At 43.9% G+C, this 26,067-nt stretch carries 22 protein-coding genes and 3 tRNA genes; 23 read left to right on the top strand and 2 right to left on the bottom strand.

The genetic code is table 11. The features are described 5' to 3' along the window. Positions 1 to 48 precede the first annotated feature (48 nt). From relA to rpoS, 13 genes are all read left to right on the top strand, one after another. A complete protein-coding gene (gene relA / locus K5L93_RS03755; protein ID WP_220718525.1) occupies positions 49 to 2,268 on the top strand; it encodes a GTP diphosphokinase in 2,220 nt (739 codons plus the stop codon). 22 nt (positions 2,269 to 2,290) lie between these two features. Further along, the gene (gene mazG / locus K5L93_RS03750; RefSeq protein ID WP_220718524.1) at positions 2,291 to 3,106 is read left to right on the top strand and encodes a nucleoside triphosphate pyrophosphohydrolase; all 816 of its coding nucleotides are present in this window, start codon (positions 2,291 to 2,293) and stop codon (positions 3,104 to 3,106) included. A 134-nt stretch (positions 3,107 to 3,240) separates the two neighbouring features. Beyond that, positions 3,241 to 4,872: a CTP synthase gene (gene pyrG / locus K5L93_RS03745; protein ID WP_220718523.1), complete on the top strand. Its 1,632-nt coding sequence runs from the start codon at positions 3,241 to 3,243 to the stop codon at positions 4,870 to 4,872. A gap of 63 nt (positions 4,873 to 4,935) precedes the next feature. After that, positions 4,936 to 6,234 carry a phosphopyruvate hydratase gene (gene eno, locus K5L93_RS03740; protein WP_220718522.1) on the top strand — a complete coding sequence of 433 codons (1,299 nt, stop codon included), beginning with the start codon at positions 4,936 to 4,938 and terminating at the stop codon, positions 6,232 to 6,234. Between the two features lie 136 nt (positions 6,235 to 6,370). Next, complete coding sequence (gene ftsB / locus K5L93_RS03735; RefSeq protein ID WP_016402841.1) at positions 6,371 to 6,658, top strand: cell division protein FtsB; 288 nt, start codon at positions 6,371 to 6,373, stop codon at positions 6,656 to 6,658. 23 nt (positions 6,659 to 6,681) lie between these two features. Then, positions 6,682 to 7,386 carry a 2-C-methyl-D-erythritol 4-phosphate cytidylyltransferase gene (gene ispD / locus K5L93_RS03730; protein WP_220718521.1) on the top strand — a complete coding sequence of 235 codons (705 nt, stop codon included), beginning with the start codon at positions 6,682 to 6,684 and terminating at the stop codon, positions 7,384 to 7,386. Then, positions 7,387 to 7,869, top strand: a complete 483-nt coding sequence (ispF, locus tag K5L93_RS03725) for a 2-C-methyl-D-erythritol 2,4-cyclodiphosphate synthase (protein WP_220718520.1) — start codon at positions 7,387 to 7,389, stop codon at positions 7,867 to 7,869. Then, the gene (gene truD / locus K5L93_RS03720) at positions 7,866 to 8,921 is read left to right on the top strand and encodes a tRNA pseudouridine(13) synthase TruD (protein ID WP_220718519.1); all 1,056 of its coding nucleotides are present in this window, start codon (positions 7,866 to 7,868) and stop codon (positions 8,919 to 8,921) included. Before ispF ends, truD begins: the two co-directional genes overlap by 4 nt. Continuing rightward, entirely contained in the window at positions 8,902 to 9,657 is a 756-nt protein-coding gene (surE, locus tag K5L93_RS03715) for a 5'/3'-nucleotidase SurE (protein ID WP_220718518.1), read from the top strand. The genes truD and surE overlap by 20 nt, the downstream gene beginning before the upstream one ends. Beyond that, entirely contained in the window at positions 9,657 to 10,298 is a 642-nt protein-coding gene (locus K5L93_RS03710; RefSeq protein WP_040307426.1) for a protein-L-isoaspartate(D-aspartate) O-methyltransferase, read from the top strand. The genes surE and K5L93_RS03710 overlap by 1 nt, the downstream gene beginning before the upstream one ends. Further along, on the top strand, positions 10,295 to 10,873 hold the full coding sequence (locus K5L93_RS03705) for a YqaA family protein (RefSeq protein WP_220718517.1): 579 nt from the start codon (positions 10,295 to 10,297) through the stop codon (positions 10,871 to 10,873). Before K5L93_RS03710 ends, K5L93_RS03705 begins: the two co-directional genes overlap by 4 nt. A gap of 4 nt (positions 10,874 to 10,877) precedes the next feature. Then, entirely contained in the window at positions 10,878 to 11,681 is an 804-nt protein-coding gene (locus tag K5L93_RS03700; protein ID WP_220718516.1) for a peptidoglycan DD-metalloendopeptidase family protein, read from the top strand. A 55-nt stretch (positions 11,682 to 11,736) separates the two neighbouring features. Then, on the top strand, positions 11,737 to 12,687 hold the full coding sequence (rpoS, locus tag K5L93_RS03695; RefSeq protein WP_016402833.1) for an RNA polymerase sigma factor RpoS: 951 nt from the start codon (positions 11,737 to 11,739) through the stop codon (positions 12,685 to 12,687). 48 nt (positions 12,688 to 12,735) lie between these two features. Here rpoS and K5L93_RS03690 read toward each other — a convergent pair whose 3' ends face one another. Next, the gene (locus tag K5L93_RS03690) at positions 12,736 to 14,046 is read right to left on the bottom strand and encodes an IS4 family transposase (RefSeq protein ID WP_220718387.1); all 1,311 of its coding nucleotides are present in this window, start codon (positions 14,044 to 14,046) and stop codon (positions 12,736 to 12,738) included. A gap of 494 nt (positions 14,047 to 14,540) precedes the next feature. After that, complete coding sequence (mutS, locus tag K5L93_RS03685) at positions 14,541 to 17,105, bottom strand: DNA mismatch repair protein MutS (RefSeq protein ID WP_220718515.1); 2,565 nt, start codon at positions 17,103 to 17,105, stop codon at positions 14,541 to 14,543. A 170-nt stretch (positions 17,106 to 17,275) separates the two neighbouring features. Between mutS and recA the strand changes: the two genes are divergently transcribed. The 10 genes from recA to oadA all read left to right on the top strand — a co-directional run bounded on the left by recA (position 17,276) and on the right by oadA (position 26,059). Continuing rightward, complete coding sequence (gene recA, locus K5L93_RS03680; RefSeq protein ID WP_220718514.1) at positions 17,276 to 18,319, top strand: recombinase RecA; 1,044 nt, start codon at positions 17,276 to 17,278, stop codon at positions 18,317 to 18,319. A gap of 34 nt (positions 18,320 to 18,353) precedes the next feature. Then, positions 18,354 to 18,803 (top strand): regulatory protein RecX, encoded by a 450-nt coding sequence (locus K5L93_RS03675; RefSeq protein WP_220718513.1) that lies wholly within the window; start codon positions 18,354 to 18,356, stop codon positions 18,801 to 18,803. A 142-nt stretch (positions 18,804 to 18,945) separates the two neighbouring features. Next, positions 18,946 to 21,570 carry an alanine--tRNA ligase gene (gene alaS, locus K5L93_RS03670; RefSeq protein ID WP_220718512.1) on the top strand — a complete coding sequence of 875 codons (2,625 nt, stop codon included), beginning with the start codon at positions 18,946 to 18,948 and terminating at the stop codon, positions 21,568 to 21,570. Between the two features lie 38 nt (positions 21,571 to 21,608). Further along, a complete protein-coding gene (locus K5L93_RS03665) occupies positions 21,609 to 22,823 on the top strand; it encodes an aspartate kinase (RefSeq protein WP_220718511.1) in 1,215 nt (404 codons plus the stop codon). A gap of 107 nt (positions 22,824 to 22,930) precedes the next feature. Next, a complete protein-coding gene (gene csrA / locus K5L93_RS03660; RefSeq protein WP_016402827.1) occupies positions 22,931 to 23,110 on the top strand; it encodes a carbon storage regulator CsrA in 180 nt (59 codons plus the stop codon). Between the two features lie 243 nt (positions 23,111 to 23,353). Further along, positions 23,354 to 23,446: transfer RNA gene (locus tag K5L93_RS03655), tRNA-Ser, on the top strand. A gap of 11 nt (positions 23,447 to 23,457) precedes the next feature. After that, positions 23,458 to 23,534 (top strand) — tRNA-Arg (locus K5L93_RS03650). Between the two features lie 58 nt (positions 23,535 to 23,592). Further along, positions 23,593 to 23,669: transfer RNA gene (locus K5L93_RS03645), tRNA-Arg, on the top strand. Between the two features lie 351 nt (positions 23,670 to 24,020). Continuing rightward, entirely contained in the window at positions 24,021 to 24,263 is a 243-nt protein-coding gene (locus tag K5L93_RS03640) for an OadG family protein (RefSeq protein ID WP_246614974.1), read from the top strand. 20 nt (positions 24,264 to 24,283) lie between these two features. Further along, a complete protein-coding gene (gene oadA / locus K5L93_RS03635; protein WP_220718510.1) occupies positions 24,284 to 26,059 on the top strand; it encodes a sodium-extruding oxaloacetate decarboxylase subunit alpha in 1,776 nt (591 codons plus the stop codon). Positions 26,060 to 26,067 lie beyond the last annotated feature (8 nt).

The raw sequence follows: 26,067 nt of genomic DNA, 5'->3' as shown, positions 1-26,067 counted from the left end.
TTGATGAGCAACCAGTGTTGGTAGCATTGATATAGGAATTTTTGTTGTATGGTTTCGGTACGAGAAACACATCTAAATGAACAACTTTTATTTGATGAGAATCAGTGGGTTGCTAGCCTTGATATTGCGGTAGAAGATCAACAGCATTTGTTTGCCGCCAGCAACTACTTTCGTGCTTTAGATGCAGATAAAGACCAAATCCATCGTTGTTTGACTAAGGGTAAGGAGATGGTGGAAATCTTAATTACCCTTAACATGGATCTGCCAACTTTGGAAGCTGCGCTGCTATTTCCTTTTGTTGATGCTAAGTTACTGGCAGAAGAAAAACTTAGCCCACAATTTAGTGATGAAGTGATTAAGTTGCGTCACGATGCGGCGCAAATGGACGCAATGAAAGCTCTGAGAACAGGTCAAAACAAAAACCTGTCATCGGGGCAAATTGATAACGTGCGACGGATGCTACTGGCTATGGCGGGCGATGTGCGCGCTATTGTGATTAAGTTGGCCGAGCGTATTTGCTTTTTACGAGAAGTAAAAAATGAAGAAGAAGAGATCCGCGTATTAGCGGCCAAAGAAAGCCAGGATATTTATGCTCCGCTAGCGAACCGCTTGGGTATTGGCCAATTAAAGTGGGAGTTAGAAGATTTTACCTTTCGCTACTTGCATCCGGTTACTTACAAACAAATCGCTAAGCAGCTGGACGAAAAGCGCCTTGCAAGAACCCAATATATTGAAGATTTTGTAGCTAAGTTACAGCTGGATATTGAAGCTGCAGGCATTGATGCGCAAGTTTATGGTCGACCAAAGCACATTTATAGCATTTGGCGAAAAATGCAGAAAAAAGACCTATCTTTCGATAAGTTATTTGATGTGCGTGCAATTAGGATTGTGGCAGAGAAACTACAAGATTGTTATGCCATATTGGGCATAGTACATACCTCTTGGCACCATATTCCTAGCGAATTTGACGACTACGTGGCCAATCCAAAACCCAATGGTTATCAATCTATTCATACCGTGGTGATTGGGCCGGAAGGTAAGTCGATAGAAGTACAAATCAGAACCAAGCAGATGCACGAAGAATCTGAACTTGGTGTGGCCGCGCACTGGAAGTATAAAGAAGGTGGTACTGGTGGCCGAAACGACTTTGAAGACAAAATTGCTTGGCTGCGTAAACTATTAGCATGGCAAGACGATATTGCAGAAAATGGCGCCATGCTTGAGGAACTGCGCTCTCAAGTGTTTGACGACCGGGTATATGTATTTACACCTAGTGGGGAAGTGATTGATTTACCCGCCGGCTCTACGCCGCTAGACTTTGCTTACTACGTACACAGCCAAGTGGGGCATCGTTGTATCGGCGCTAAAATCGGTGGACGAATTGTACCCTTTACCTATCAGTTACATACTGGTGAACAGGTAGAGATTATTACCCAAAAAGAATCTAGCCCTAGCCGTGATTGGCTCAATCCAAATTTGGGCTATGTAAAGTCTTCACGTGCGCGCAATAAAATTGCTACTTGGTTTAAAAAACAAGATAAAGATAAGAACCAAGTTGTTGGTAAAGAGCTGCTTGAAGCAGAGCTACATAAACACGGTTTTAAACTTAGTGATGCCGAGCTTTGTATTGAGCGATTCAATGTAAAAAATCTTGATGATTTGCTTGCCGCAGTTGGCGCTGGTGACGTAAAGCTCAATCAGCTTGTTCATCACCTGCAGGCCTTACTTAATAAACCAACCGCAGAAGAAGAAGATCGCCAAGCATTAGAAACCATAGCTAAAAAGGCTGTGCATCACGGTCAAAAGAAAAAGCGGGCTAAAGATTCCATCGTGGTAGATGGGGTCGGTAATTTGATGACTCATATAGCTAAGTGCTGTCAACCGATTCCTGGTGATGTGATTAAAGGGTTTATTACCCAAGGCCGTGGCATTTCTATTCATAATCATGACTGTGAACAGCTAGCTGAGTTGGCAAGTCGCACCCCAGAGCGGGTGATTGATGCTGTATGGGGCGATAATACAGCCAGCAGTTATAGTTTAACCATTCGCATTATTGCTAATGATAGAAGCGGTTTACTGCGTGATATCACTACCGTATTAGCTAATGACAAAGTCAATGTAATGGGAATGCAAAGCCATTCAGATGTTAAAAGCCAAACTGCGACTATCGATATGGAAGTAGAGATATATAATCTTGAAACCTTGTCGCGGGTATTAGCTAAAATAAATCAGCTAAACCACATTATCGAAGCGCGTCGCTTACGCTAAAAACATAGGAAATTTCATTTCAATGTCACAACGCCCATATAGCATAGAGACGCTGTTAAGCATTATGTCGAAGCTGCGCGACCCTGAAACCGGCTGCCCTTGGGACCAAAAACAAGATTGGCAAAGTATTGTTCCTTATACTATTGAGGAAACCTACGAACTGGCAGATGCAATTAACCAAGCTTTAGAGCAAGCAGACTTTTCAGAAGTGAAGCTTGAGTTAGGTGATGTGCTATTTCAAGTGGTGTTTTACGCGCAATTTGCTAAAGAGCAAGGCGACTTTGACTTTGCCGATGTGGTGGATGGCATTTGTGAGAAGCTTATTCGCCGTCATCCCCATGTTTTCACTGAACAAGCTTTTAAGAATGAAGCGGCCATTAAAGAAAATTGGGAAGCTGAAAAAGCCAAAGAGCGCGCCAGTAAAGCGCACTCTAGCAGAGTGAGTGTTTTAGATGATGTGCCCTTGGCGCTTCCGGCTTTAAGCCGAGCGCAAAAACTACAAAAGCGTTGCGCCAATGTTGGTTTTGATTGGCCAGGTGTCACTCCAGTGATTGATAAGGTAAATGAAGAAATACTGGAAGTTACACAAGCTATCGCGGAGAAAAATCAACAGCATATTGCTGAAGAAATTGGCGATTTGTTGTTTTCTTGCGTAAATTTAGCCCGCGCCTGTGACTTTGATGCAGAAGACTTGTTGCGCCAAGCTAATCAAAAATTCACGAGGCGATTCCAGGGTGTAGAGGCGCTAGCGAGGTATTTGGGAAAAACACTCGAAGAAATGAGCCTAGAAGAGATGGACGCGCTGTGGGATAAAGTGAAAGAAAATTACAAAAATTGATTTACAACAAAACCACTAAATCTTAGTCTTGATAGAGTGACATTGATTGTGGTGTTAAAGAGGCTTTGCTATACTATGCCCCCGTCCAAGTATCGCAGATACGCCCTTAACACATCCAACTTCTCAGGTTAGACATGACAACAAAGTACATTTTCGTCACTGGAGGCGTAGTATCCTCCTTGGGTAAAGGTATTGCTGCAGCATCATTGGCTGCGATCCTTGAAGCTCGTGGTCTTAAAGTGACCATTATGAAGCTTGACCCATACATCAACGTTGATCCTGGCACAATGAGCCCGATCCAACACGGCGAAGTATTTGTCACTGAAGACGGCGCAGAAACTGACTTAGATTTAGGTCATTACGAGCGCTTTATTCGTAACAAAATGACTAAGCGTAACAACTTCACTACTGGCCGTGTTTACTCTGATGTATTAGCTAAAGAGCGTCGTGGAGATTATCTAGGAGCCACTATTCAGGTGATCCCTCATATCACTAACGCAATTAAAGAGCGTGTTGTGGCGGGCGGCGAAGGTGTAGATGTAGCCATTGTTGAAATTGGTGGTACCGTGGGTGACATCGAATCGCAACCGTTCTTAGAAGCTATTCGTCAATTAGGTACCGAGATTGGCCGCGAACGCGCCATGTACATGCACCTCACCTTAGTTCCATATTTAGGTGCCGCTGGTGAAGTAAAAACTAAGCCTACTCAGCACTCGGTTAAAGAGTTGCGCTCAATTGGTATTCAGCCAGATATTCTTATTTGTCGTAGCGACCGTGCCATTCCTGCTAACGAGCGCGCTAAAATAGCCTTGTTTACCAACGTTCCAGATCGCGCGGTAATTTCCTTAAAAGATGTTGATAGCATTTATAAAATCCCAGCGTTGCTCAAGTCACAAGGTTTAGACGCTTTGGTCACCGAACGTTTTGGCATTGAGTGCGAAGAAGCCGATTTGAGTGAGTGGGAACAAGTTATTTATGAAGAAGCTAACCCAACCAATGAGATTGTTATTGGTATGGTGGGTAAGTATGTTGAATTACCTGATGCTTACAAATCAGTTAACGAAGCACTTAAGCATGGCGGGCTTAAAAACCGTTTAAGTGTAAAAATTCAATACATCGATTCTCAAGATCTGGAAGTAAAGGGTACCGATGTACTAAAAGACTTAGACGCGATTTTAGTACCAGGCGGCTTTGGCGAGCGTGGTGTAGAAGGCAAGATTTTGGCCGTGCAGTACGCGCGTGAAAATAATGTTCCTTACTTAGGCATTTGTTTGGGTATGCAAGTTGCGCTAATTGAATACGCACGTAACGTAGCTGGTCTTAAAGGTGCTCACTCAAGCGAATTTGATGCTAAGTCAAAATACCCAGTGGTTGGTCTAATTACCGAATGGATTGATGAAGACGGTAAAGTAGAAACCCGTGATGTTGATTCAGACTTAGGTGGTACAATGCGCCTAGGTTCGCAACTGTGTCATTTAACTGAAGGCTCAAAAGTAGCTGAATTATATGGCAGTGTAGAAATTTATGAACGTCACCGTCACCGTTATGAAGTAAACAATACTTTATTGCCAAAAATTACCGCGAAAGGCTTACAAGTAACCGGTCTTTCTTCGGACAAAAAGTTAGTAGAAATCATTGAAAACCCAGCTCACCCTTGGTTTGTGGCAGCACAATTCCACCCTGAATTCACGTCTACGCCCCGCGATGGGCATCCGTTGTTTGCAGGTTTTGTAAAGGCAGCTGGTGAATTTAATAAAGCTCGCTAGACTCAATTAGCGAGTAATGTTTTTTAGAGAGTTATAAGTTCATTTATATAGAGGAAATTAGTAATGTCTAATATCGTAAAAGTACTTGGTCGCGAAATCATGGATTCACGCGGTAACCCAACTGTAGAAGCTGAAGTACATCTTGCTGATGGTTCTATCGGTATGGCTGCTGCTCCATCAGGCGCATCAACTGGTTCACGTGAAGCCCTAGAATTGCGTGACGGCGATAAAGCTCGTTACTTAGGTAAAGGTGTATTGAAAGCTGTTGAAGCTGTAAACGGCCCAATCGCAGAAGCACTTACTGGTAAAGATGCATTGGCTCAAGCTGAACTTGACCAAATCATGATCGACCTAGATGGCACAGAAAACAAAGCTAACTTTGGTGCAAACGCTATTTTAGCTGTTTCTCTAGCTGCTGCTAAAGCTGCTGCTGCTTCTAAAAAAGTACCACTATACGCTCACATCGCTGATCTAAACGGTACTTCAGGTGTTTACTCTATGCCTCTTCCAATGATGAATATCATCAACGGTGGTGAGCACGCAGATAACAGCGTAGACATCCAAGAATTTATGATCCAACCTGTTGGCGCTGCTAACTTCCGTGAAGGCCTACGTATGGGCGCTGAAGTATTCCACAGCTTAGCTAAAGTTCTTAAAGCTGCTGGTCACTCAACTGCTGTTGGTGATGAAGGTGGTTTCGCTCCAAACCTAGAGTCAAACGAAGCTGCACTAGCAGCAATTAAAACTGCTGTTGCTAATGCAGGTTACGAGCTAGGTAAAGACATCACTCTAGCTATGGATTGTGCTGCTTCTGAATTCTACGACAAAGAAGCTAACATCTACGACCTTAAAGGCGAAGGTAAGAAATTCACTTCAGAAGAGTTCAACTTCTTCCTTAAAGATCTTACTGAACAGTACCCAATTGTTTCTATCGAAGACGGCTTAGACGAGTCTGATTGGGACGGTTTTGCTCACCAAACTAAACTTCTAGGTGACAAAATCCAATTAGTTGGTGATGATTTGTTCGTAACTAACACTAAGATCCTTAAGCGTGGTATCGACAACGGCATCGCTAACTCTATCCTAATTAAATTCAACCAAATCGGTTCTTTAACTGAAACTTTGGCTGCAATTAAAATGGCTAAAGACGCTGGCTTCACTGCGGTTATCTCTCACCGTTCAGGCGAGACTGAAGATGCAACTATCGCTGACCTAGCTGTTGGTACTGCTGCTGGCCAAATCAAAACTGGTTCACTAAGCCGTTCTGACCGTGTTGCTAAGTACAACCAACTTCTACGTATCGAAGAAGCTCTAGGTTCAAAAGCACCTTACAACGGTCTTAAAGAAGTTAAAGGCCAGTAATTCTTTAGAATTAAGCCGATAGCTTTAAAAATCCTCGCACTAGCGGGGATTTTTTTTGCCTAGGATTTAGATAAATAACACGCTGCTTATGGAGTAACAAACGGCTTTATGGGATTATCTCTGTTAGGGAGGAACCATGCGTTCGTTTAAGATTTTACTGATATTGATTGTTTTGCTGTTGCAGTATCAACTGTGGTTTGGCAAAAACTCGCTTAATGACTACTTCGCGCTGCGTGAAGAGGTCACCAAGCATGACTTAGCAAATCAAGAATTAGCGCAGAGAAACTCGGTGTTAGTTGCCGAAATTGCTGATTTACGCAGCGGTTTAGACGCGGTAGAAGAGCATGCGCGTAATGAACTTGGCATGATTAAGCAGGGTGAAACTTTTTATCGCATAATTCCGTCCTCCGAAATAGAACAATAAGTGGCTCCGAGTATCAACATTTCATGAAATCCCAATGCAAGCAATATACTGCGCTGTTACCTGCCGCAGGTATTGGCAGTCGTATGCAAGCCTCTCTTCCTAAACAATATTTGCGTTTAGGTGAGCAGACCATTTTAGAAACTACCGCTAAGGTATTTTTATCCCACCCTGCAATTAAAAACTTAATCATTGTATTGCACCCCAAGGACACTTGGTTTAACCAATTACCCTTAGCCAAAGACGGACGCATTAATACGGTGGTTGGTGGTGATGAGCGGGCTGACTCTGTGTTAGCTGGGCTCAAGGCGGCTAAGCAAGATGAATGGATTTTAGTCCATGATGCGGCCAGGCCTTGTATTACCCAAAGTGACATTAGCAAATTAATTAGCGCGGTAGAGCAACAGCAATGTGGTGGCATTTTAGCCACTCAAGTTCGCGATACGATGAAACGCGGTGCCGGTGGCAAAATTGCCCAAACAATATCTAGAGAACAGCTTTGGCATGCATTAACCCCGCAAATGTTTAAGGTTAAGCAGCTTAAAGACAATATACAAAATGCCTTGTTAACTGGCGCAGTGATTACCGATGAAGCGTCTGCTATGGAGTGGGCAAACTGCCCGGTGAGCTTAGTGACTGGGCGTAGCGATAATATTAAAGTGACATGCCCAGAAGATTTGGCCTTAGCAAAATGGTTTATCAGCCAGCAACAGAATGAAGAGGAAATATAATTGAGTATTCGCATTGGCCACGGTTTTGACGTTCACAAGTTTGGTGGAGAAGGCCCATTAATGGTTGCTGGTGTTGCCATTCCTTACGAGCAAGGATTTGTTGCTCACTCTGATGGCGATGTTGCTCTTCATGCTTTATGTGACGCGTTGTTAGGCGCACTAGCCTTGGGCGATATTGGTCACCATTTCCCCGATAATGATCAGACGTATGCCGGCATAGACTCGCGAATTTTATTACGCCAAGTGGTCGCGCAGATAGTTGAGCGCGGCTTTAAACTGGCAAATCTTGATTTAACCATTGTGGCCCAAGCACCTAAGATGGCGCCGCACATAGGAGCTATGCGGCTAAATATTGCTGCAGACTTGCAGGCCGATATAAGCCAAATTAATGTAAAGGCCACAACAACCGAAAAGCTTGGTTTTGAAGGGCGTAAAGAAGGCATCTCTAGTCACGCCGTTGTATTGCTGGAGAAAATTAAGTGAGTGATTATCTAGAGCAAATTAACCAGCTCAATTATCTCCATGGTAAACCACAAAGTAGCGGTATCTTAAAACAACAAGCCGCTGATTTTTGTGTGGATGAAGTATTGCCCTTTGAGTTTAGTGGCGATGGCGAACACATGATGGTTAAGGTGGAAAAAACCGGTGAAAATACTTCATGGGTGGTAAAAATGCTGGCCGATGCCTGCCAAGTAAGCCCTAAAGTGATTAGCTACGCGGGTTTAAAGGATCGTCACGCGGTAACGACTCAATGGTTTAGTATTCAGTTGCCCGGAAAGCCTAATGTTGAGTTACCCGAGCTCTTGGGCGAAGGGGTGAAAGTTGTTGCCGTTGAGCGGCATAACCGGAAGTTAAAACGCGGGGCCTTGTCTGGAAACAATTTTAAGATCCGTTTGCGTGATGTATCAGATGCGAAAGATGCGTTATTCCGCGCCGAGTTAGTTGCAAAAGCGGGAGTGCCAAATTACTTCGGAGCGCAGCGTTTTGGACGAGGCGCCAGCAATATAGACAGTGCTTTAGCTATGTTTGCCGGTAAGCGCATTAAAAACCGCGATAAACGCAGTATTTACCTCTCAGCTGCGCGTAGCTTTGTGTTCAACCGAGCAGTAAGTGAACGAATAGCGCAGCAGCATTTTTCTGAGCTACTAACTGGTGATGTGATGAAGTTCTCTAGCAGCAATGCTTACTTTGTTGCTGAGCAAATTGATGCAGATATTGTTGAGCGTTTCCAGCAAGGTGAAATTGAGCTTTCTGCACCTATGGTGGGGAAGGGAGAGTTAGCTTGCCTAGCGGATGCTTTGCGTTTTGAGCAAAGTGTGCTGAGTCTCTACCCACTAATTATCTCAGGCTTGAGTGAAGCAGGTTTGAAGATGGAACGCAGGGCTTTGGCGCTTAGACCACAACAGTTTAGCGCGAAGCTTGATGGCAATGACTTAGTACTGAGCTTCTACCTAAGTGCTGGAAACTACGCAACAAGCATATTGCGTGAAATAGTAAATTGCCAAGGTGAAGGTCATGACCATATTAGTGAGTAATGATGATGGTATTCATGCACCTGGCATTCAATGCTTAGCGCAGTGCTTAAAGCAACTAGCGCCAGTGTTAACAGTTGCTCCAGACCGCAATTGTAGCGGTGCCAGTAACTCTTTAACTCTAGAAAACCCCTTACGCATTGTGCATTTAGATGAACAAACTATCTCTGTTAAGGGGACGCCCACAGACTGCGTGCATCTGGCGATTAACGAGTTAGTGGATGAGCCGCCAGAACTCGTGGTGGCGGGTATTAACGCAGGGGCCAACCTAGGTGATGACGTACTATATTCTGGTACCGTTGCTGCAGCAATGGAAGGAAGAAACTTGGGTTTACCCGCGATTGCTGTATCGTTAGTAGGCAGTGAAGGGAAGCACTATCAAACCGCTGCAGAAGTAACTTTAAAGTTGATTAAGCAACTGCGCGAGCATGCCTTACCGAGTAATCAAATTCTTAATGTGAATGTTCCTGATTTAGCAATGGAGCAGATTAAGGGCGTAAAGGTAACTCGGGCTGGTAGCCGGCATCGTGCAGAAGTGATGGTTAAACAACAAGACCCACGTGGCCATGACATTTATTGGCTTGGTCCACCTGGAGAAAAGCAAGATGCAGGAGAAGGCACCGACTTTCACGCAGTTGCTCAGGGCTATGTATCAATAACACCTTTAACAATAGATATGACAGCCCACAGCTTTATTGGCAAACTAGACACATGGATCAAGGATTGGGAGGCAAGGTAATGCAATTTGGCGAAAGCCCAAATAGTGTGAAATTGGTGAATCAACTACGTCAACACGGTATACAAAATCAAGCCGTTTTGAACGCTATCGCTAAACTACCCCGACAGTATTTCATTGATGAAGCACTTGCACATCAAGCTTGGGATAATACGGCCTTGCCAATTGGTCAAGGGCAAACCTTATCTCAACCTTATATTGTGGCCAAAATGACTGAAATATTGCTGCAAACACAGCCAAAAAAAGTGCTCGAAATTGGCACCGGTTCGGGTTATCAAACTGCGGTTTTAGCTTCTTTAGTCGACCAAGTTTACTCAGTTGAACGGATTAAAACGTTGCAGTTTCAAGCTAAACGCCGCTTAAAAATGCTCGATTTACATAATGTTGCAACAAAACATGGCGATGGTTGGCAAGGTTGGGCAAGCAAAGGGCCATTCGACGCAATTATTGTAACTGCCGCTGCAGCAGCTATTCCGCAAGCATTAGTTGAGCAATTAAGTGTAGGCGGTCAAATGATTATTCCAGTAGGTGAGCAACAGCAGCAACAGTCGCTTATCTTAGTAGAAAAACAAACCCAAGGTTTTACCCAACGTAATCTTGAACCCGTTCGTTTTGTTCCTTTAATTAATGGTGAATTAGCGTGAAAATTTTTAGTGCCTTATACGATAGAGTGATGACGTGGTCTGAGCACCGCCATGCGGTACGTTATCTTTCAGGGATGAGTTTTATAGAATCTATCTTTTGGCCTATTCCTGTCGATGTCATGCTAGCGCCTATGGCGCTTTCTCGCCCTAATAAAGCATTACGCTTTGCTATGTTGGCAACTATTTTCTCAGTATTAGGGGCGGCTTTGGGTTATGCCTTAGGTCAGTTTTTCTACGAGCCTCTTGTGGAGCCGCTGATTAAATCGGTCGGCTACCAACACAAAATGGATGTGGCCTTTGAATGGTTTGAAAAGTGGGGGGTATTAGTAATTTTTGTGGCTAGCTTCACCCCAGTTCCCTACAAGGTCTTCACTTTAACTGCCGGTATTCTGAATATGGCATTCATCCCGTTTTTGCTTATCTCTTTAGTTGGTCGCGGTATGCGCTTTTACCTAGTGGCTGGCTTGATGATGTGGGGTGGCGAAAAAATGGAAGCCCAACTTCGTAAATATGTAGAAATATTAGGCTGGTTAGTTGTGGTGTTAGCTGTGGTAGCGTACTTGCTGCTTCGTTAACACTATGAATTACTGGCGCTATTTGGGGTTAATCGTTCTCGTTTGCTTGCTACAAGGGTGTAGTCGAGAAGGCGGCCCCGCGCCAGTTACTAATGCTGGAACTTATAACGACGAGACCCGAGGTGTCCTAAATAGCGCCAGTTATAAAGTAAAAAAAGGCGAAACACTGTACTCGATTGCTTGGCGGGCTGGGATCGACCCCGAACAATTAGCAAAAAGAAATAATATTCCGCCACCATACACAATATATGTTGGTCAAACTATAAATCTAAAAGCTAGCAGTGTTAAAACCAGCAAAGCTAAAACCAACAAGCATAAAACTGTGAAGCCGCAAGTTAAAGATGTTAAAAAATCATCAAAAGAACTTGAATCAACGTCAACAAAGGCATACGCTAAAAACTCGTCGAAGCTTACAAACAAGGCTCAAACAGGTTCCGTAAAAGGTTGGGTTTGGCCAACAAAAGGCAATATTATCAAGGGTTTCTCCAATAAAGAGAATGGTAATAAAGGTCTAGATATTGGTGGTAAGCAAGGCCAAAAAATCGTAGCTTCAGCACCGGGTCGAGTGGTGTATGCTGGTAGTGCATTACGGGGTTACGGAAAACTAATAATAATAAAACACAACGATGATTATTTAAGTGCTTACGCTCATAACAGTCGTTTACGTGTCAAAGAAAAACAGCAAGTAGCAGTAGGACAACACATCGCCGATATGGGCGATACAGGAACAACCGATACGCGATTACATTTTGAGATCCGTTTCAAAGGAAAGTCAGTAGATCCAGCTAAGTATCTACCGGCACTCTAGCCTAGATTGCACATAACAATAATAGCAATCAGGTCTTGTTCAGGGAGGTTATGCTATGACCCAAGTAAAAACTGCTGTAAAACTTAAAAGCGTTTCAACAGAAAATTCAAAGAATCAAACTGTTGATAAAAAATCAGATAAAGATGACATCATGCAAGCCGATGTTTCCAAGAGTTTAGATGCTACTCAGCTCTATCTTGGCGAAATTGGTTTCTCTCCATTACTTACCGCCGAAGAAGAAGTCCTATATGCCCGCCGCGCCTTAAGAGGTGATGAAGCCGCGCGTAAAAGAATGATTGAAAGCAATCTTCGTTTGGTAGTAAAAATTGCTCGCCGCTACAATAACCGTGGTTTAGCACTGCTAGATTTAATCGAGGAAGGGAACCTTGGTTTGATTCGAGCAGTTGAAAAATTTGACCCCGAGCGTGGTTTCCGATTCTCTACCTATGCTACTTGGTGGATTCGTCAAACCATTGAACGGGCAATCATGAATCAAACTCGAACTATTCGATTACCGATTCATGTGGTGAAAGAGCTAAATGTATATTTACGTACAGCACGTGAATTAGCACACCGTTTAGATCACGAACCAACCGCCGAGGAAATTGCTGAAACACTAGATCGCCCGGTTGAAGATGTCACTAAGATGTTACGTCTAAACGAACGCATCAGCTCAGTTGATACGCCTATCGGTGGGGATAATGATAAAGCCCTGCTTGATATCATTTCAGATGAGAATGACCACGGACCTGAACACCGCACCCAAGACGACGATATGAAAAATAGCATCGTTGGTTGGTTAGGCGAGCTAAACAGCAAGCAACGCGAAGTATTAGCACGTCGCTTTGGTTTACTTGGTTACGAAGCGTCTACGCTGGAAGATGTTGGCCGTGAAATTGGCTTAACTCGTGAGCGTGTTAGACAAATTCAGGTTGAAGCACTACGTCGCTTACGCGATATACTTTCTCTACAGAATCTATCTATCGACTCGTTATTTAAAGTGTAGATAAAGAAATATTAGATAATAAAAAGGAAGCTTAGGCTTCAATGCCGTTCACTTAAGGTGAACGGCATTTTTGTTTCTAGCGTATCGCTGCGGTCTGGGCTTAACGCACCTTGGAAAGGTTCGTTCTCGCCTTGGCGGAAGAATGAGGCTTTCTGCCATCCCATAAAAATGCTTGAGCTGCCGAGGAATTGCCCCTGGGCTGGAATAAGGCAGTCCTACCAATAACCTCATGACATGCGCTAACGCGCCATTAAAACTCAGCTGGTAAGGTAAGTAGCTCCCTTTCAACACAAAGCACATTTCAACCATTTGATACCGTATCAAATTATAGCTCAGCAAAATGCCCCATAGCTCTTGGCGCACCAGCTCCGGTTTACGGCTTCTGAGTGTCAAACGCCTTCCCAACATAAACTGTTTTTGCTCTCGGTATCCCAGTTCGATTTCCCAACGGTGTCCATACAATGAACCAATATCTGCTGCGGGAAAGCGCATCGGGTCAATCATGGAGGTGAGTACCTCAAATGTCTTGCCATTGATTTTGCGGGTCACGAGACGAGCAGTCATCGTTTCGGATAGTTCTGGCCATAACTTACGCGCTCTAGGATTACTAGTAAGGGTGACAAGTTTATCGTTACGCCCAAAGCTTCTCAGCACGGTATATTGAGTGTTTTTCTTTAATGGCAGAAGCCAGTGGCGCTCTGTACCTGCACTCTGCCAAGCATGCAGTAACCCCATCGAATAAAAGCCACGGTCGAACATCGTTAGGCTATGGTCTGGCGTATCTTTAATCAGCTTTTCGGCTAACACCATTTCGTTGACGTTGTAGTCGTCGAAAGCACTGGCGGTGATGAGATGTGTGCTTAACTCCATCTGACACACCATGCGCACTTGTGGGTATTGTGTGCCTTTAGGTCGAGAAAATGCATCGCTGTTCTCTTTAGAATCATCAGTACGCCAAGTGACACCATCAACACCGAGTAATGTTAAACCATTCCAGTGAGCGAAGTTGGCTTGTTGGCACCAGCGCTTTGACATGAGTTGAAAGACATCGTGTATCGCTTGTTCGCCTAGCTGTTTACGCCGTTGCGTGAGTGCACTTGGCGCAACGAAAGGCTTACCTTCACGGTCAACAATATCGAGCTGATTCACGATATTGGCTATCGATTTGTCATTATAAAGCGCCATTCCAACAAGCAACCAGACCAGTGACTCAAGCGACAGCTTGCGTTTTCTCAGCGTAACCGTATCGGACAAAGCATAGGCATCATTGATGAGCTCAAGGGGTAACAAATCAGCCAGTGTTTCAATTTGATTGGGCTTCCAGTCATTGATGATGTTGAGTGCTTGTGAGACGTCCATAAACGAAAAAATCCGATGCCATTAATGACATCGGATTTTGCTATACCTAGAAAGATCGTCAATGGATCTGTCTTAACTGATCGGCATTAAAGCTTAGGCTTCCTTTTTTAGTTGCTGGCTTAATACCTATCGTATTAAGTAACTGTTCATTCTATCTGGTTAAAATACTCGATAACTGCGTTAGGATTTTTGATTGTAGAATACTACTTAACCTGAGCTTGGGATAATAAGTCGGTTTCTAGCGGCTACTTTTACTTATTTCGGTGTTGAAGCTACTTGCAATAGGCTAGCTATTGGCGCGCAGCTTCGCCCTGAACTAAGCAAAACTATCTCGCTAGAAACATGAAGCTAGATTAAGTACTGGGTTGCAGAGTTATCGTCACTTCTTTATCCCGAGCTCAGGTTACTTATCAATAAAACTCTGCCTTATTCTCGAGTATTCTTCCTGCGTTATTTCTCATCACTTACTTAGTGTGATTGGTATAATAAGCGGTTTAATGACTTTGCTGTTTTAGTTTAAATAATAAGTCTAAAGCTGCTTTGGGAGTTAGTTCGTTGGGGTCGAGCTGTTTAAGCTGCTCAACAACCGGGTGAGGTTCTGGTTCGCCTAAGTCCATGTTTAACTGAGCAGCTAAGTCTCCATTTACTGCATTTGAGCCAGCAGGCTCAATCGCCTCAAGTTGTTTGAGCTTTCGTTTCGCTTGGTTAATAACTGCTTTTGGAATGCCAGCAAGAGCAGCTACTTGCAAGCCATAGCTTTTACTCGCCGCGCCATCTTGTACTTGATGCATAAATGCGATGGTATCCTGATGTTCAACCGCGTCTAAGTGCACATTAGCTACCCCTTCCAATAATTCCGGAAGCTGAGTTAACTCAAAATAGTGAGTAGCAAAAAGCGTTTGTGATTTAAGTTTAGCTAATGCCTGTGCGACAGCCCAAGCTAATGACATACCATCATAAGTGCTTGTTCCTCGGCCAATTTCGTCCATCAGTACTAGGCTATTGGCAGTGGCGTTATGCAATATATTTGCAGTTTCAGTCATCTCAACCATAAAGGTAGAACGACCACTTGCCAGATCATCGGACGCCCCAATACGAGTGAAAATCTTATCTATTGGTCCAAGCTCTGCGCTATCAGCCGGAACATAACTTCCCATGTAAGCCATCAAACAGATAAGTGCTGTTTGGCGCATATAAGTCGATTTACCGCCCATGTTAGGGCCTGTAACTATTAATAGCTGGCGCTGTTTGTTTAGTTGAATAGGGTTGGCAATAAATGGTGTTTCATTTACATGCTCTACAACCGGGTGACGGCCGCCTTGGATACTAATACCTGAGTTTTTCACAAAGCTTGGGCGAGAATAGTTTAGGCTTTCCGCTCTTTCTGCCAAACAAGCTAGAACATCTAGTTGAGCAATGGCTTGAGCACTTTGTTGCATTTTGCTTAGCTCTGGCATTAACAGGTCGAGTAGTTGCTCGTATAACTGTTTTTCAAGGGCTAGCGCTTTACCTTGACTAGAAAGCACTTTTTCTTCGTGCTCTTTAAGCTCGGGGATGATGTAGCGCTCCATATTCTTTAAAGTTTGGCGACGTATATAGTGCTCTGGAACTTGTTCTGCATGGGCTCGACTAACTTCAATATAAAAACCATGCACTTTGTTATAGCCAATTTTTAGATTAGCTATGCCGGTTTGCTCACGCTCACGTTGCTCTATGTCACTTAAAAACTGAGTAGCCCCGTCACTTAAGTCACGCCACTCATCCAGCTCTTGATTGTAGCCTGGCGCAATAACCCCACCATCTCGAATGAGTACTGGAGGATTATCTATAATTGCATTTTGTAGTAGTGCCAGAGTCTCTGGAAACTCACTGATGGTGTTAGCTAAAGGGGCCAAAGCTTGGCAGTTAAGTAAATAACTTTGTAGCTCGGGCAGTTGGTCAAAAGCATTACGTAGGCGAGCAAGATCTCGAGGACGAGCAGAGCGCAGTGCTAAGCGCGCTAAAATACGCTCAATGTCGCCGATGGATTTAAGAATACTTTGTAGCTGTGGATAGAGGTCGGCACTTAAGATCTCGGCAATACAATTTTGGCGAGCTATAACTTCTTGTTGATTGCTCAACGGTTGATGGATCCAGCGGTTGAGCAAACGACTACCCATGGCGGTGGCGCTGCGATCTAAAATGGCGCTGAGAGTATTGTCATAAGTGCCGGCCAAGTTTCGAGTAAGTTCTAAGTTCTTACGACTAGCTGCATCTAACTGAATAAATTGGCTTTGGCTTTCAATAATAATTGCATTGATATGTGGCAATGCAGTGCGCTGGGTATCCTGTACATATTGCAATAAGCAACCCGCTGCAGACAGGGCGAGGGGATATTCACTCACGCCAAAACCATCTAGATGACGAGTACCAAATTGCTGGTTTAGCACTTTTTCTGCTGTGGCTAAATCAAACTCCCACTCACCGCGTCGGCGTAGGCCTTTGTAGCTTTGCAAACTTGGGTAAAATTCAAAATCGTCGGGGTAGAGCAATTCGGCTGGGTTTAGTCTCTGTAGTTCGGCTTGAAGTTGATCCTCACCATTAAACTGATTGATAACGAAGCGACCACTGGCAATATCCAGATAAGCAAGACCGATTTGTTCCTGTTGGTTCACCACGCTGACTAATAAATTGTCTTGCTTTTCCTCTAGTAGTGCTTCGTCACTTACTGTACCAGGGGTGATGATTCTAACTACTTTTCGTTCGACCGGCCCCTTACTGGTGGCTGGATCGCCAATCTGTTCACAAATCGCGACTGACTCGCCTAGTTGTACAAGTCGTGAAAGGTAGTTCTCGGCTGCGTGATAGGGAATGCCTGCCATGGGAATAGGCGTACCAGCAGATTGTCCACGTTTGGTTAGAGAAATATCCATTAATTCAGATGCGCGTTTAGCATCGTCATAAAACAACTCATAGAAATCGCCCATCCGATAGAACAGCAGAATATCAGGGTGTTGCGCCTTTAGATTAAGGTACTGGCGCATCATTGGCGTATGTTTTTCTAGGTTTGTTTCAGTCATCAGCGTAATCGAATTATTGGCTATTTAGTTGAACGAAGCTGCAAGGATAAAAGCTGCCAGCTAATTAGGCAAAACTCTTTTAGGAATTTTATGGAATAAACTTGATACTGTATGAATACCCAGTATACTACTGTTCAACAAGATAGTTAAAAGCACCTAACGAGGGCGATATGGATCAGAACAAACAAAAGGCATTAGCTGCGGCCCTAGGCCAAATTGAGAAGCAATTTGGTAAAGGCTCAATCATGAAGCTTGGTGATAACCGTACCATGGATATTGAAACCATTTCTACTGGTTCTTTATCAATTGATATTGCATTGGGTGCAGGTGGCTTGCCAATGGGCCGCGTGATCGAAATCTATGGTCCTGAAAGTTCTGGTAAAACCACACTTACTTTAGAAGCTATTGCGCAAGCCCAAAAAGTGGGTAAGGTATGTGCATTTGTTGACGCGGAGCATGCCTTAGACCCTATCTATGCGAAAAAGCTAGGTGTAGATGTAGACAACCTATTGGTATCTCAACCTGATACTGGTGAGCAAGCGCTAGAAATTACCGATATGTTAGCGCGCTCTGGTGCTGTAGATATGATTGTTATTGACTCGGTAGCAGCCTTAACACCAAAAGCAGAAATTGAAGGTGACATGGGCGATAGCCACGTAGGCCTGCAAGCACGTTTGATGTCTCAAGCGTTACGTAAGCTAACTGGTACTCTTAAGCAAACAAACTGTATGTGTATCTTCATTAACCAAATTCGTATGAAGATTGGTGTAATGTTTGGTAATCCAGAAACTACAACCGGTGGTAATGCGCTTAAGTTCTACGCCTCAGTTCGTTTAGATATTCGTCGCATTGGTGCGGTGAAAGTGGGTGATGAAGTGGTTGGTAATGAAACCCGGGTTAAAGTGGTTAAAAACAAAATTGCTCCACCGTTTAAGCAAGCTGAGTTCCAAATTATGTATGGCGAAGGCTTTAATCGTTACGGTGAACTGATTGATCTAGGTGTTAAAGAGAAGCTGGTTGACAAAGCCGGTGCTTGGTTCTCTTACAAAGGTAATAAAATTGGTCAAGGTAAAGCAAACGCATCTACTTACTTAAAAGAACACCCAGAAGTTGCTAAAGAAATTGAAATGACTATCCGAAATAACCTGCTTACTAAGGTTGAGCCAAACGAGCAAGAACCTGTAGCTGAAGCACCTGCTGATCAAGAAGCATAAGCGAGACAAAGGAGCCTAAGGGCTCCTTTTTATTATGACTAATCGTAGCGCCTTACATACCACCATCGATTTGCTATCAAGGCGTTCCTATAGCCAACAGCAGCTGTTGCAAAAATTGCAGCAAAAAGGCTACCAAGATGACGAAGTTAGTGATGCTCTAGAGTACGCGCAACAAAATGCTTGGTTAGATGATAGAAGCTACGCAGCATCGTTAACCCGCGCTAGAGTTAGCAAAGGCTACGGCAAAAACTATATTAAGCAGTATTTGCAAACCAAGGGTATTAGCGGCGATTTAGCGATTGAGGTTTTGGAGCAGGATGACTGGGATTGGTATAAAGCCATCGAACTTTGTTTTAACAAGAAATTTAAGCAAGGTTTACCCAGCGACCGAATGCAAAAGCAAAAATGTACAGCCTACTTGTTTCGACGAGGCTTCGATTTCGAACTAATCAATCTCTTGTATAACGAACTACAACAGCAATAAGCCTTGAACACTTTGCCTGCAAAGGTCTGCATGATATATTGTCGCGATTAATAACGGTTTCACCTTTTTTAGCGCTTATCGACGGGTAACTTTAGGTTTCGCCGCTATGTCGACTTGCTACAAACCCCCAGGAAAGAGTTTCATGAAGATGACTTCAGCTGAAGTAAGAGATGCATTTTTAAGCTTCTTTAACAGCAAAAATCACCAAGTAGTTGCCAGTAGTTCATTAGTGCCTCACGACGATCCTACCTTACTGTTTACTAACGCGGGTATGAATCAGTTCAAAGACGTATTTCTTGGTATTGATAAGCGTAGCTATAGTCGGGCCACTACCTCACAACGCTGTGTGCGAGCAGGCGGTAAGCACAATGATCTAGAAAACGTAGGCTACACGGCGCGTCACCATACTTTCTTTGAAATGTTAGGTAACTTCAGCTTTGGTGATTACTTCAAAGAAGAAGCCATTGGCTATGCATGGGAGTTCTTAACTGAAGTTGTTAAGCTACCTAAAGAGAAGCTTTTAGTCACCGTTTACCAAACCGATGATGAAGCATTTGATTTGTGGGCAAACAAAATTGGTGTGCCTAAAGATCGCATTATTCGTATCGGCGATAAGTCTCCAGAGAAGAAGTTTGAGTCAGATAACTTCTGGCAAATGGGTGACACCGGGCCTTGTGGTCCTTGTACCGAAATCTTTTATGACCATGGTGAACATATCTGGGGTGGTCCTCCAGGAAGTCCTGAAGAAGATGGCGACCGTTTCATTGAGATTTGGAACGTAGTCTTCATGCAGTTCAACCGTCAAGCCGACGGAACAATGGACCCCTTACCAAACCCATCGGTTGATACCGGTATGGGCTTAGAGCGAATCGCAGCCATTTTACAAGGCGTACACTCTAACTACGAAATTGATATTTTTCAGAACCTGATTGCTGCAGCAGCTAAAATTATTGGCACCAATGATTTGGAAAACAAATCGTTGCGGGTAATTGCCGACCATATTCGCTCATGTGGATTCTTAATCGCAGATGGTGTTATGCCAGCTAATGAAGGTCGAGGTTACGTACTTCGCCGTATCATTCGTCGAGCGGTGCGTCATGGTAATAAGTTGGGTGCTACTGATGCATTCTTTTATAAATTATTGCCTGCACTAATCGCTGAAATGGGTGAAGCTTACCCTGAACTGCAAACTCAGTTACCGGTTATTGAACGTGTTCTTAAGCTAGAGGAAGAGCAGTTTGCCAAAACCCTTGACCGTGGTTTGTTAATTTTGGATGAAGCACTTAGCGAATTGGAAGGTTCGGTTATTCCTGGTGACTTGGTGTTTAAGCTTTATGACACTTATGGCTTTCCAGCAGATTTAACCGCTGATATCGCCCGCGAGAGAGAGCTAAGTGTCGATGAGGCCGAGTTTGAAGCGGCTATGCAAGCTCAACGTGAACGCGCTAAGCAAGCCAGTAACTTTGGTACCGACTACAACGACAATCTAATTATTGATAGTGCTACCGAGTTTCTAGGTTACCAACACCTAGATGCTGACGTTAAGATTATTGAAATGTTTAAAGATGGCGAGCCCCAACAGTCACTTTTAAGCGGTGAACAAGGCATTATTGTTTTAGATAAAACGCCGTTTTATGCCGAGTCAGGTGGTCAAGCCGGTGACGCTGGCGAGTTAATGTATGAAGGCGGAAGCTTTGTTGTACAAGATACCCTTAAAGTGGGTAAAGCTTTTGTACATAAAGGTTATGTTCAAGGTAGTGACTTATGTTTACAAAAATTAGTGACTGCAAAAGTAGATTCGCGTCGTCGTTGGAACACAGCCTTAAATCACTCTGTGACTCACCTATTGCATTCAGCATTGCGTCAAACCTTAGGTGAACATGTTACGCAAAAGGGATCTTTAGTAGAGGCTGCGCGCTTGCGTTTTGACTTTTCTCATTTCGAAGCTATTTCAATGAGTTCAATTCGTCAGGTTGAACACCTAGTTAATCAACAAATTCGTCGTAATTTGCCGGTTGTTACCAAGGTAATGAACTTGGATGAAGCTAAAGCAGCCGGTGCGATGGCCTTATTTGGCGAAAAATATGATGAAGATGTTCGTGTTGTGAGTATGGGGGACTTCTCTACAGAGCTTTGTGGTGGCACCCACGTAAACCACACCGGTGACATTGGTTTCTTTAAGATCACTAGCGAAGCAGGCATTGCTGCTGGCGTCCGTCGTATTGAAGCAGTAACCGGGCAATTTGCTATTGATTTGATTCACCGCTTAGCTGAAGAAACAGAAAAAGCTGCTAATTTGGTTAAAGGCGACCAATTCAACATTGGTGAAAAAGTCATTCAACTAGTAGATCGCAACAAAATGCTGGAAAAAGAAGTCACTCAGCTTAAAGCTAAGCTTGCTAGTGCAGCCAGTAATGATGTGTTAGATCAAATACAAACTATTAACGGTGTGAAAGTATTAATTGCCTTTTTAGATGGCGTAGAAGGTAAAGCGCTGCGTAGTAGTGTAGATGAACTTAAAGTGAAACTCGAAAGTGGCGTGGTATTACTGGCGGCAGTAAATGAAGGTAAAGTGAGTCTTATTGCAGGTGTAACCAAAGATCTAACTAGCCGCGTTAAAGCCGGCGAAATGGTAAATATTGCTGCGCAATGTGTAGGTGGTAAAGGCGGCGGGCGTCCAGATATGGCACAAGCCGGTGGTTCAAACCCTGATGGTTTGCCAAAAGCGCTGCAAGAAGTGAAAGAGTGGCTTGTTGAGAAGCTTTAAATAGTTATGCATTAAGTGTTAGAGAATAAGGAAAGCAAGTGGCACTAATTGTTCAAAAATATGGCGGCACCTCGGTAGGTACCATAGAGCGTATTCAAGCGGTGGCTGATCGTGTTATTCGCTGTAAAGAAGCGGGCGATGACATCGTGGTTGTCCTTTCAGCAATGTCGGGTGAAACTAACCGGTTATTGGGCTTGGCTCAAGAGATTGACGAAAACGCCAGTGAGCGTGAAAAAGATGTATTGGTTTCAACAGGTGAGCAAGTAACTATTGCCTTGCTCAGTATCGCTTTGCAGAAAAAGGGGTGTGATGCCATTTCGATGACGGGCGACCAAATTCGTATGCATACCGATGACGCCCATGGCAAAGCTCGCATTACCAACATTGACGACCATAATATTCAAGCCCACTTAAAAGATAACAAAGTGGTAGTGATTGCCGGTTTCCAAGGGCGGAGCCCAGATAATCACATCACTACTTTGGGACGTGGTGGCTCGGACACTACTGCAGTGGCTATCGCAGCAGCCTTAAAGGCCGATGAATGTCAGATATATACTGATGTTGATGGTGTTTATACTACAGACCCACGAGTCGAACCCAAAGCTCGTCGCCTGGAAAGCATAACGTTTGAAGAAATGCTAGAAATGGCCAGTTTAGGCGCAAAAGTTTTACAGATCAGAGCCGTAGAATTTGCGGGTAAATACAATGTACCGTTGCGTGTTCTATCAAGTTTTACCGAAGGTAATGGCACCTTAATCAGTTATGAGGGAAATAAAATGGAGTCACCCGTAATTTCAGGCATCGCATTTAATCGTGATGAAGCAAGTTTAACTATTTTGGGTGTACCAGATAAACCTTCCGTAGCTGCATCAATTTTGGCGCCAATTGGTGATGCTAATATCGATGTTGATATGATCATTCAGAATTCGATGGGCGATAATACAGCAGACTTTACCTTTACCGTTCACCGTAATGATTACAAACGAGCAAAAGAGTTGCTAGAAGCAACCTCCAGCAAACTAGGCGCTCGTGAAGTTCAAGGTAAAGATTCCTTGGCAAAAATTTCTATCGTTGGGGTGGGCATGATGAACCACCCTGGCGTTGCTAAAACTATGTTTGAAACTTTAGGAGACGAGGGCATTAACATGCAACTTATCTCGACTTCTGAAATCAAAGTGTCTGTCGTAGTGGACGAGAAATATTTAGAGTTGGCTGTACGTGCTTTACACAGTGCATATAACCTAGAGCAATAATAATGACTCTTTGGCTTAAACAAGCTAGTCTATACGCTTAATATTAGAAAAATAATAGCTTAGATAAGTCGCTAAAGAACAAGTAAATGAATTTAAGGAGATAGTGAATGCTAATTTTGACGCGCCGTGTAGGCGAAACGTTAATGATTGGGGATGAAGTAACCGTAACTGTATTAGGTGTTAAAGGTAACCAAGTACGTATCGGCGTAAACGCACCAAAAGAAGTATCTGTGCACCGTGAAGAAATCTACATGCGCATCCAAGCAGAGAAAAGTGCTGGCGCCTAAGCAAGCCTTACATTGCCACGATTTATCTTTAAGGAAGCCCATGGCTTCCTTTTGTTTTTGGGGCTTATAATGCTTATTGATAGCAACTAGTAAATCACTACGGGTTAGCCAGAATGATTGCTTTATAGTCAGTTGCTAAACAAATACATAGCTAACTGTTCGAAAGCTGAACGAACAAAAGAAAAGTGACAAAAAAGGTTTGACTATATTTTTGGAAGCAGTAATATCTGCATCCGAAATCGCGGTGAGGTGGCCGAGTGGCCGAAGGCGCTCCCCTGCTAAGGGAGTATAGGGTTTGTAGCCCTATCGAGGGTTCGAATCCCTCCCTCACCGCCATCGATTTCAACGCGCGTGTAGCTCAGCTGGATAGAGTACCTGGCTACGAACCAGGCGGTCGGAGGTTCGAATCCTTCCACGCGCGCCATTTTCGGTTTTTATTTGATGCATTGCCTTTTATCTTCTAGGCTTGTGTCATGCCCCACGCGCGTGTAGCTCAGCTGGATAGAGTACCTGGCTACGAACCAGGCGGTCGGAGGTTCGAATCCTTCCACGCGCGCCATTTTACTTTCTTCTTTTTGTTATCTTTAGCGCCATAGATCACTATTCACCTCTTATTCATCTTAAAAATCTATCTCTTGTGATCGCGATTACTACTTTTGAGGTAGCTAAGCTGCTAGATTAGTTAATCAATTCTGCTGTCGTACAGCTGTAAAACAGTTGTTAACTAAATGTTATCGCTTGGCGATTTAAACTGTGTAATGAGCGATGTGGCGTATAATTGCGGATTTTGTCATTGGCAAAATAAAGTTAACAATACCAAGGTTTTGAATATTTATTCAAAATTCTAGTTTGATTTTTGTTGTTTAGCATGTAATTCTTACGCCAATCTCAAAGGATGTGGATTAATAATATGATGGACTTGACTGAGCTGTTGATTGAAGCAGCAACGTTAATGGGGGTCGGGATGATCGCCGTATTCGCTTTTTTATCGCTACTTATTATTGCGGTGAATGGTTTAGCTAAACTTGCGCCACCGCTAGTTGAAGTTGCTGAAACCAAGCAAACTTCGTCTGCAACTCCCCAACCAGCCAATAATGCCACTGTAGTAGCCGCTATATCAGCTGCTGTTCAACAGTACCGGAAGGCCCAATAACTAAAAGAGGATTTAACGCAATGTCTAAACCACTTGCATTAACCGATGTTGTATTGCGCGACGCGCATCAATCATTATTAGCAACCCGTCTTCGTATTGAAGATATGTTGCCTATTGCTGAGCAACTCGACCAAATTGGTTATTGGTCTTTAGAAACTTGGGGTGGGGCAACCTTTGACGCCTGTATCCGTTACCTTGGTGAAGATCCTTGGGAGCGTTTACGTGAGCTGAAAAAAGCCATGCCTAATACTAAACAGCAAATGCTGTTGCGTGGCCAAAATTTACTCGGCTACCGTCACTACGCCGATGATGTAGTTGAACGCTTTGTTGAGCGAGCGGTTAAGAATGGTATGGACGTATTCCGTATCTTTGATGCGATGAACGATCCACGAAACTTCCAAACGGCGGTAAAAGCTGCTCTAGATTGCGGCGCCCACGCCCAGGGGACGATTTCTTATACCACTAGTCCAATTCACACCACAGATAACTGGGTAGATTTAGCTAAGCGTTTAGAAGACATTGGTTGCCACTCTATTGCAATTAAGGATATGTCTGGTTTATTGAAGCCGTATGAAGCTGAAACCTTGATTAAGCGCCTTAAAGCGGAAACTGATGTAGAAATTGCCTTGCATTGCCACGCAACTACCGGATTGAGCTTGCCTACCCACATTAAAGCCATTGAAGCGGGCGTAGACATCATTGATACCGCAATTTCCTCAATGAGCTGTACTTATGGTCATAGCCCAACAGAAACCATTGTGGCGATGCTAGAAGGTACTGAGCGCGATACCGGCTTAGACCTAACTAAACTTGAGTCGATTGCTGCTTACTTCCGCGAAGTACGTAAGAAGTACGCCAAGTTCGAAGGCAGCCTTAAAGGTGTTGATTCACGCATTCTTATCGCGCAAGTACCAGGCGGCATGTTAACAAACATGGAAGGCCAGCTTAAAGAGCAGGGCGCGGCAGACAAATTAGATGAAGTGTTGCTAGAGATCCCTAAAGTACGTAAAGATTTGGGCTACATCCCGCTGGTAACTCCTACTTCGCAAATCGTTGGTAGCCAAGCTGTACTTAACGTTTTAACCGGTGAGCGTTACAAAACGATTACCAAAGAAACTGCTGGTATTTTAAGTGGTCAATACGGTAAAGCACCTGGTGAGCTGAATGCTGAACTACAAGCAAGAGTATTAGATGGTGCAGAAGCGATTACTTGCCGGCCTGCAGATTTACTGGAAGCTGAAATGGAGCGCTTAGAGACTGAAGTTGTGCAATTAGCTAAAGAAAAAGGTTTTGCACTGGCTGAAGATCAAATTGATGATGCTTTAACTTACGCTTTGTTCCCACAAATTGGCCTTAAGTTCTTAGAGAATCGTGGCAACCCTGATGCCTTTGAGCCTGTGCCAAGCGCAGATGACGTAAAAGTTGCCGCTCCAGCTAAAGCTGGTGCTGTAGAAACTTACTCGGTGCGTGTAGACGGTCAGTTGTACACTGTTGACGTTGGCCCGGAAGGTTCTATCGATGGGGTTGCTCCTGCTGCTGGTTCTGCACCTGCCGCTCCTGCCGCTGCTCCTGCAAGCGGTAATGGTGAAGCCTTACCTGCCCCGTTAGCGGGTAACATCTTTAAGGTGTTAGCTAAGCCTGGTGCTAAGGTGCAAGAAGGCGACGTATTGCTGATTATGGAAGCAATGAAAATGGAAACCGAAATCCGTTCCGCTAAAACCGGGGTTGTTGACGAGGTATTCGTTAAAGAAGGTGATGCCGTTGCAGTAGGCGAAGTCCTGCTTAGCATCGCGTAAGGGAGCGA

The sequence above is a fragment of the Agarivorans litoreus genome (assembly GCF_019649015.1).
Lineage (GTDB): Bacteria > Pseudomonadota > Gammaproteobacteria > Enterobacterales > Celerinatantimonadaceae > Agarivorans > Agarivorans litoreus.
The sequence above is the reverse complement of the archived record's forward strand: the minus strand, read 5'-3'. Positions and strand labels throughout refer to the sequence as shown.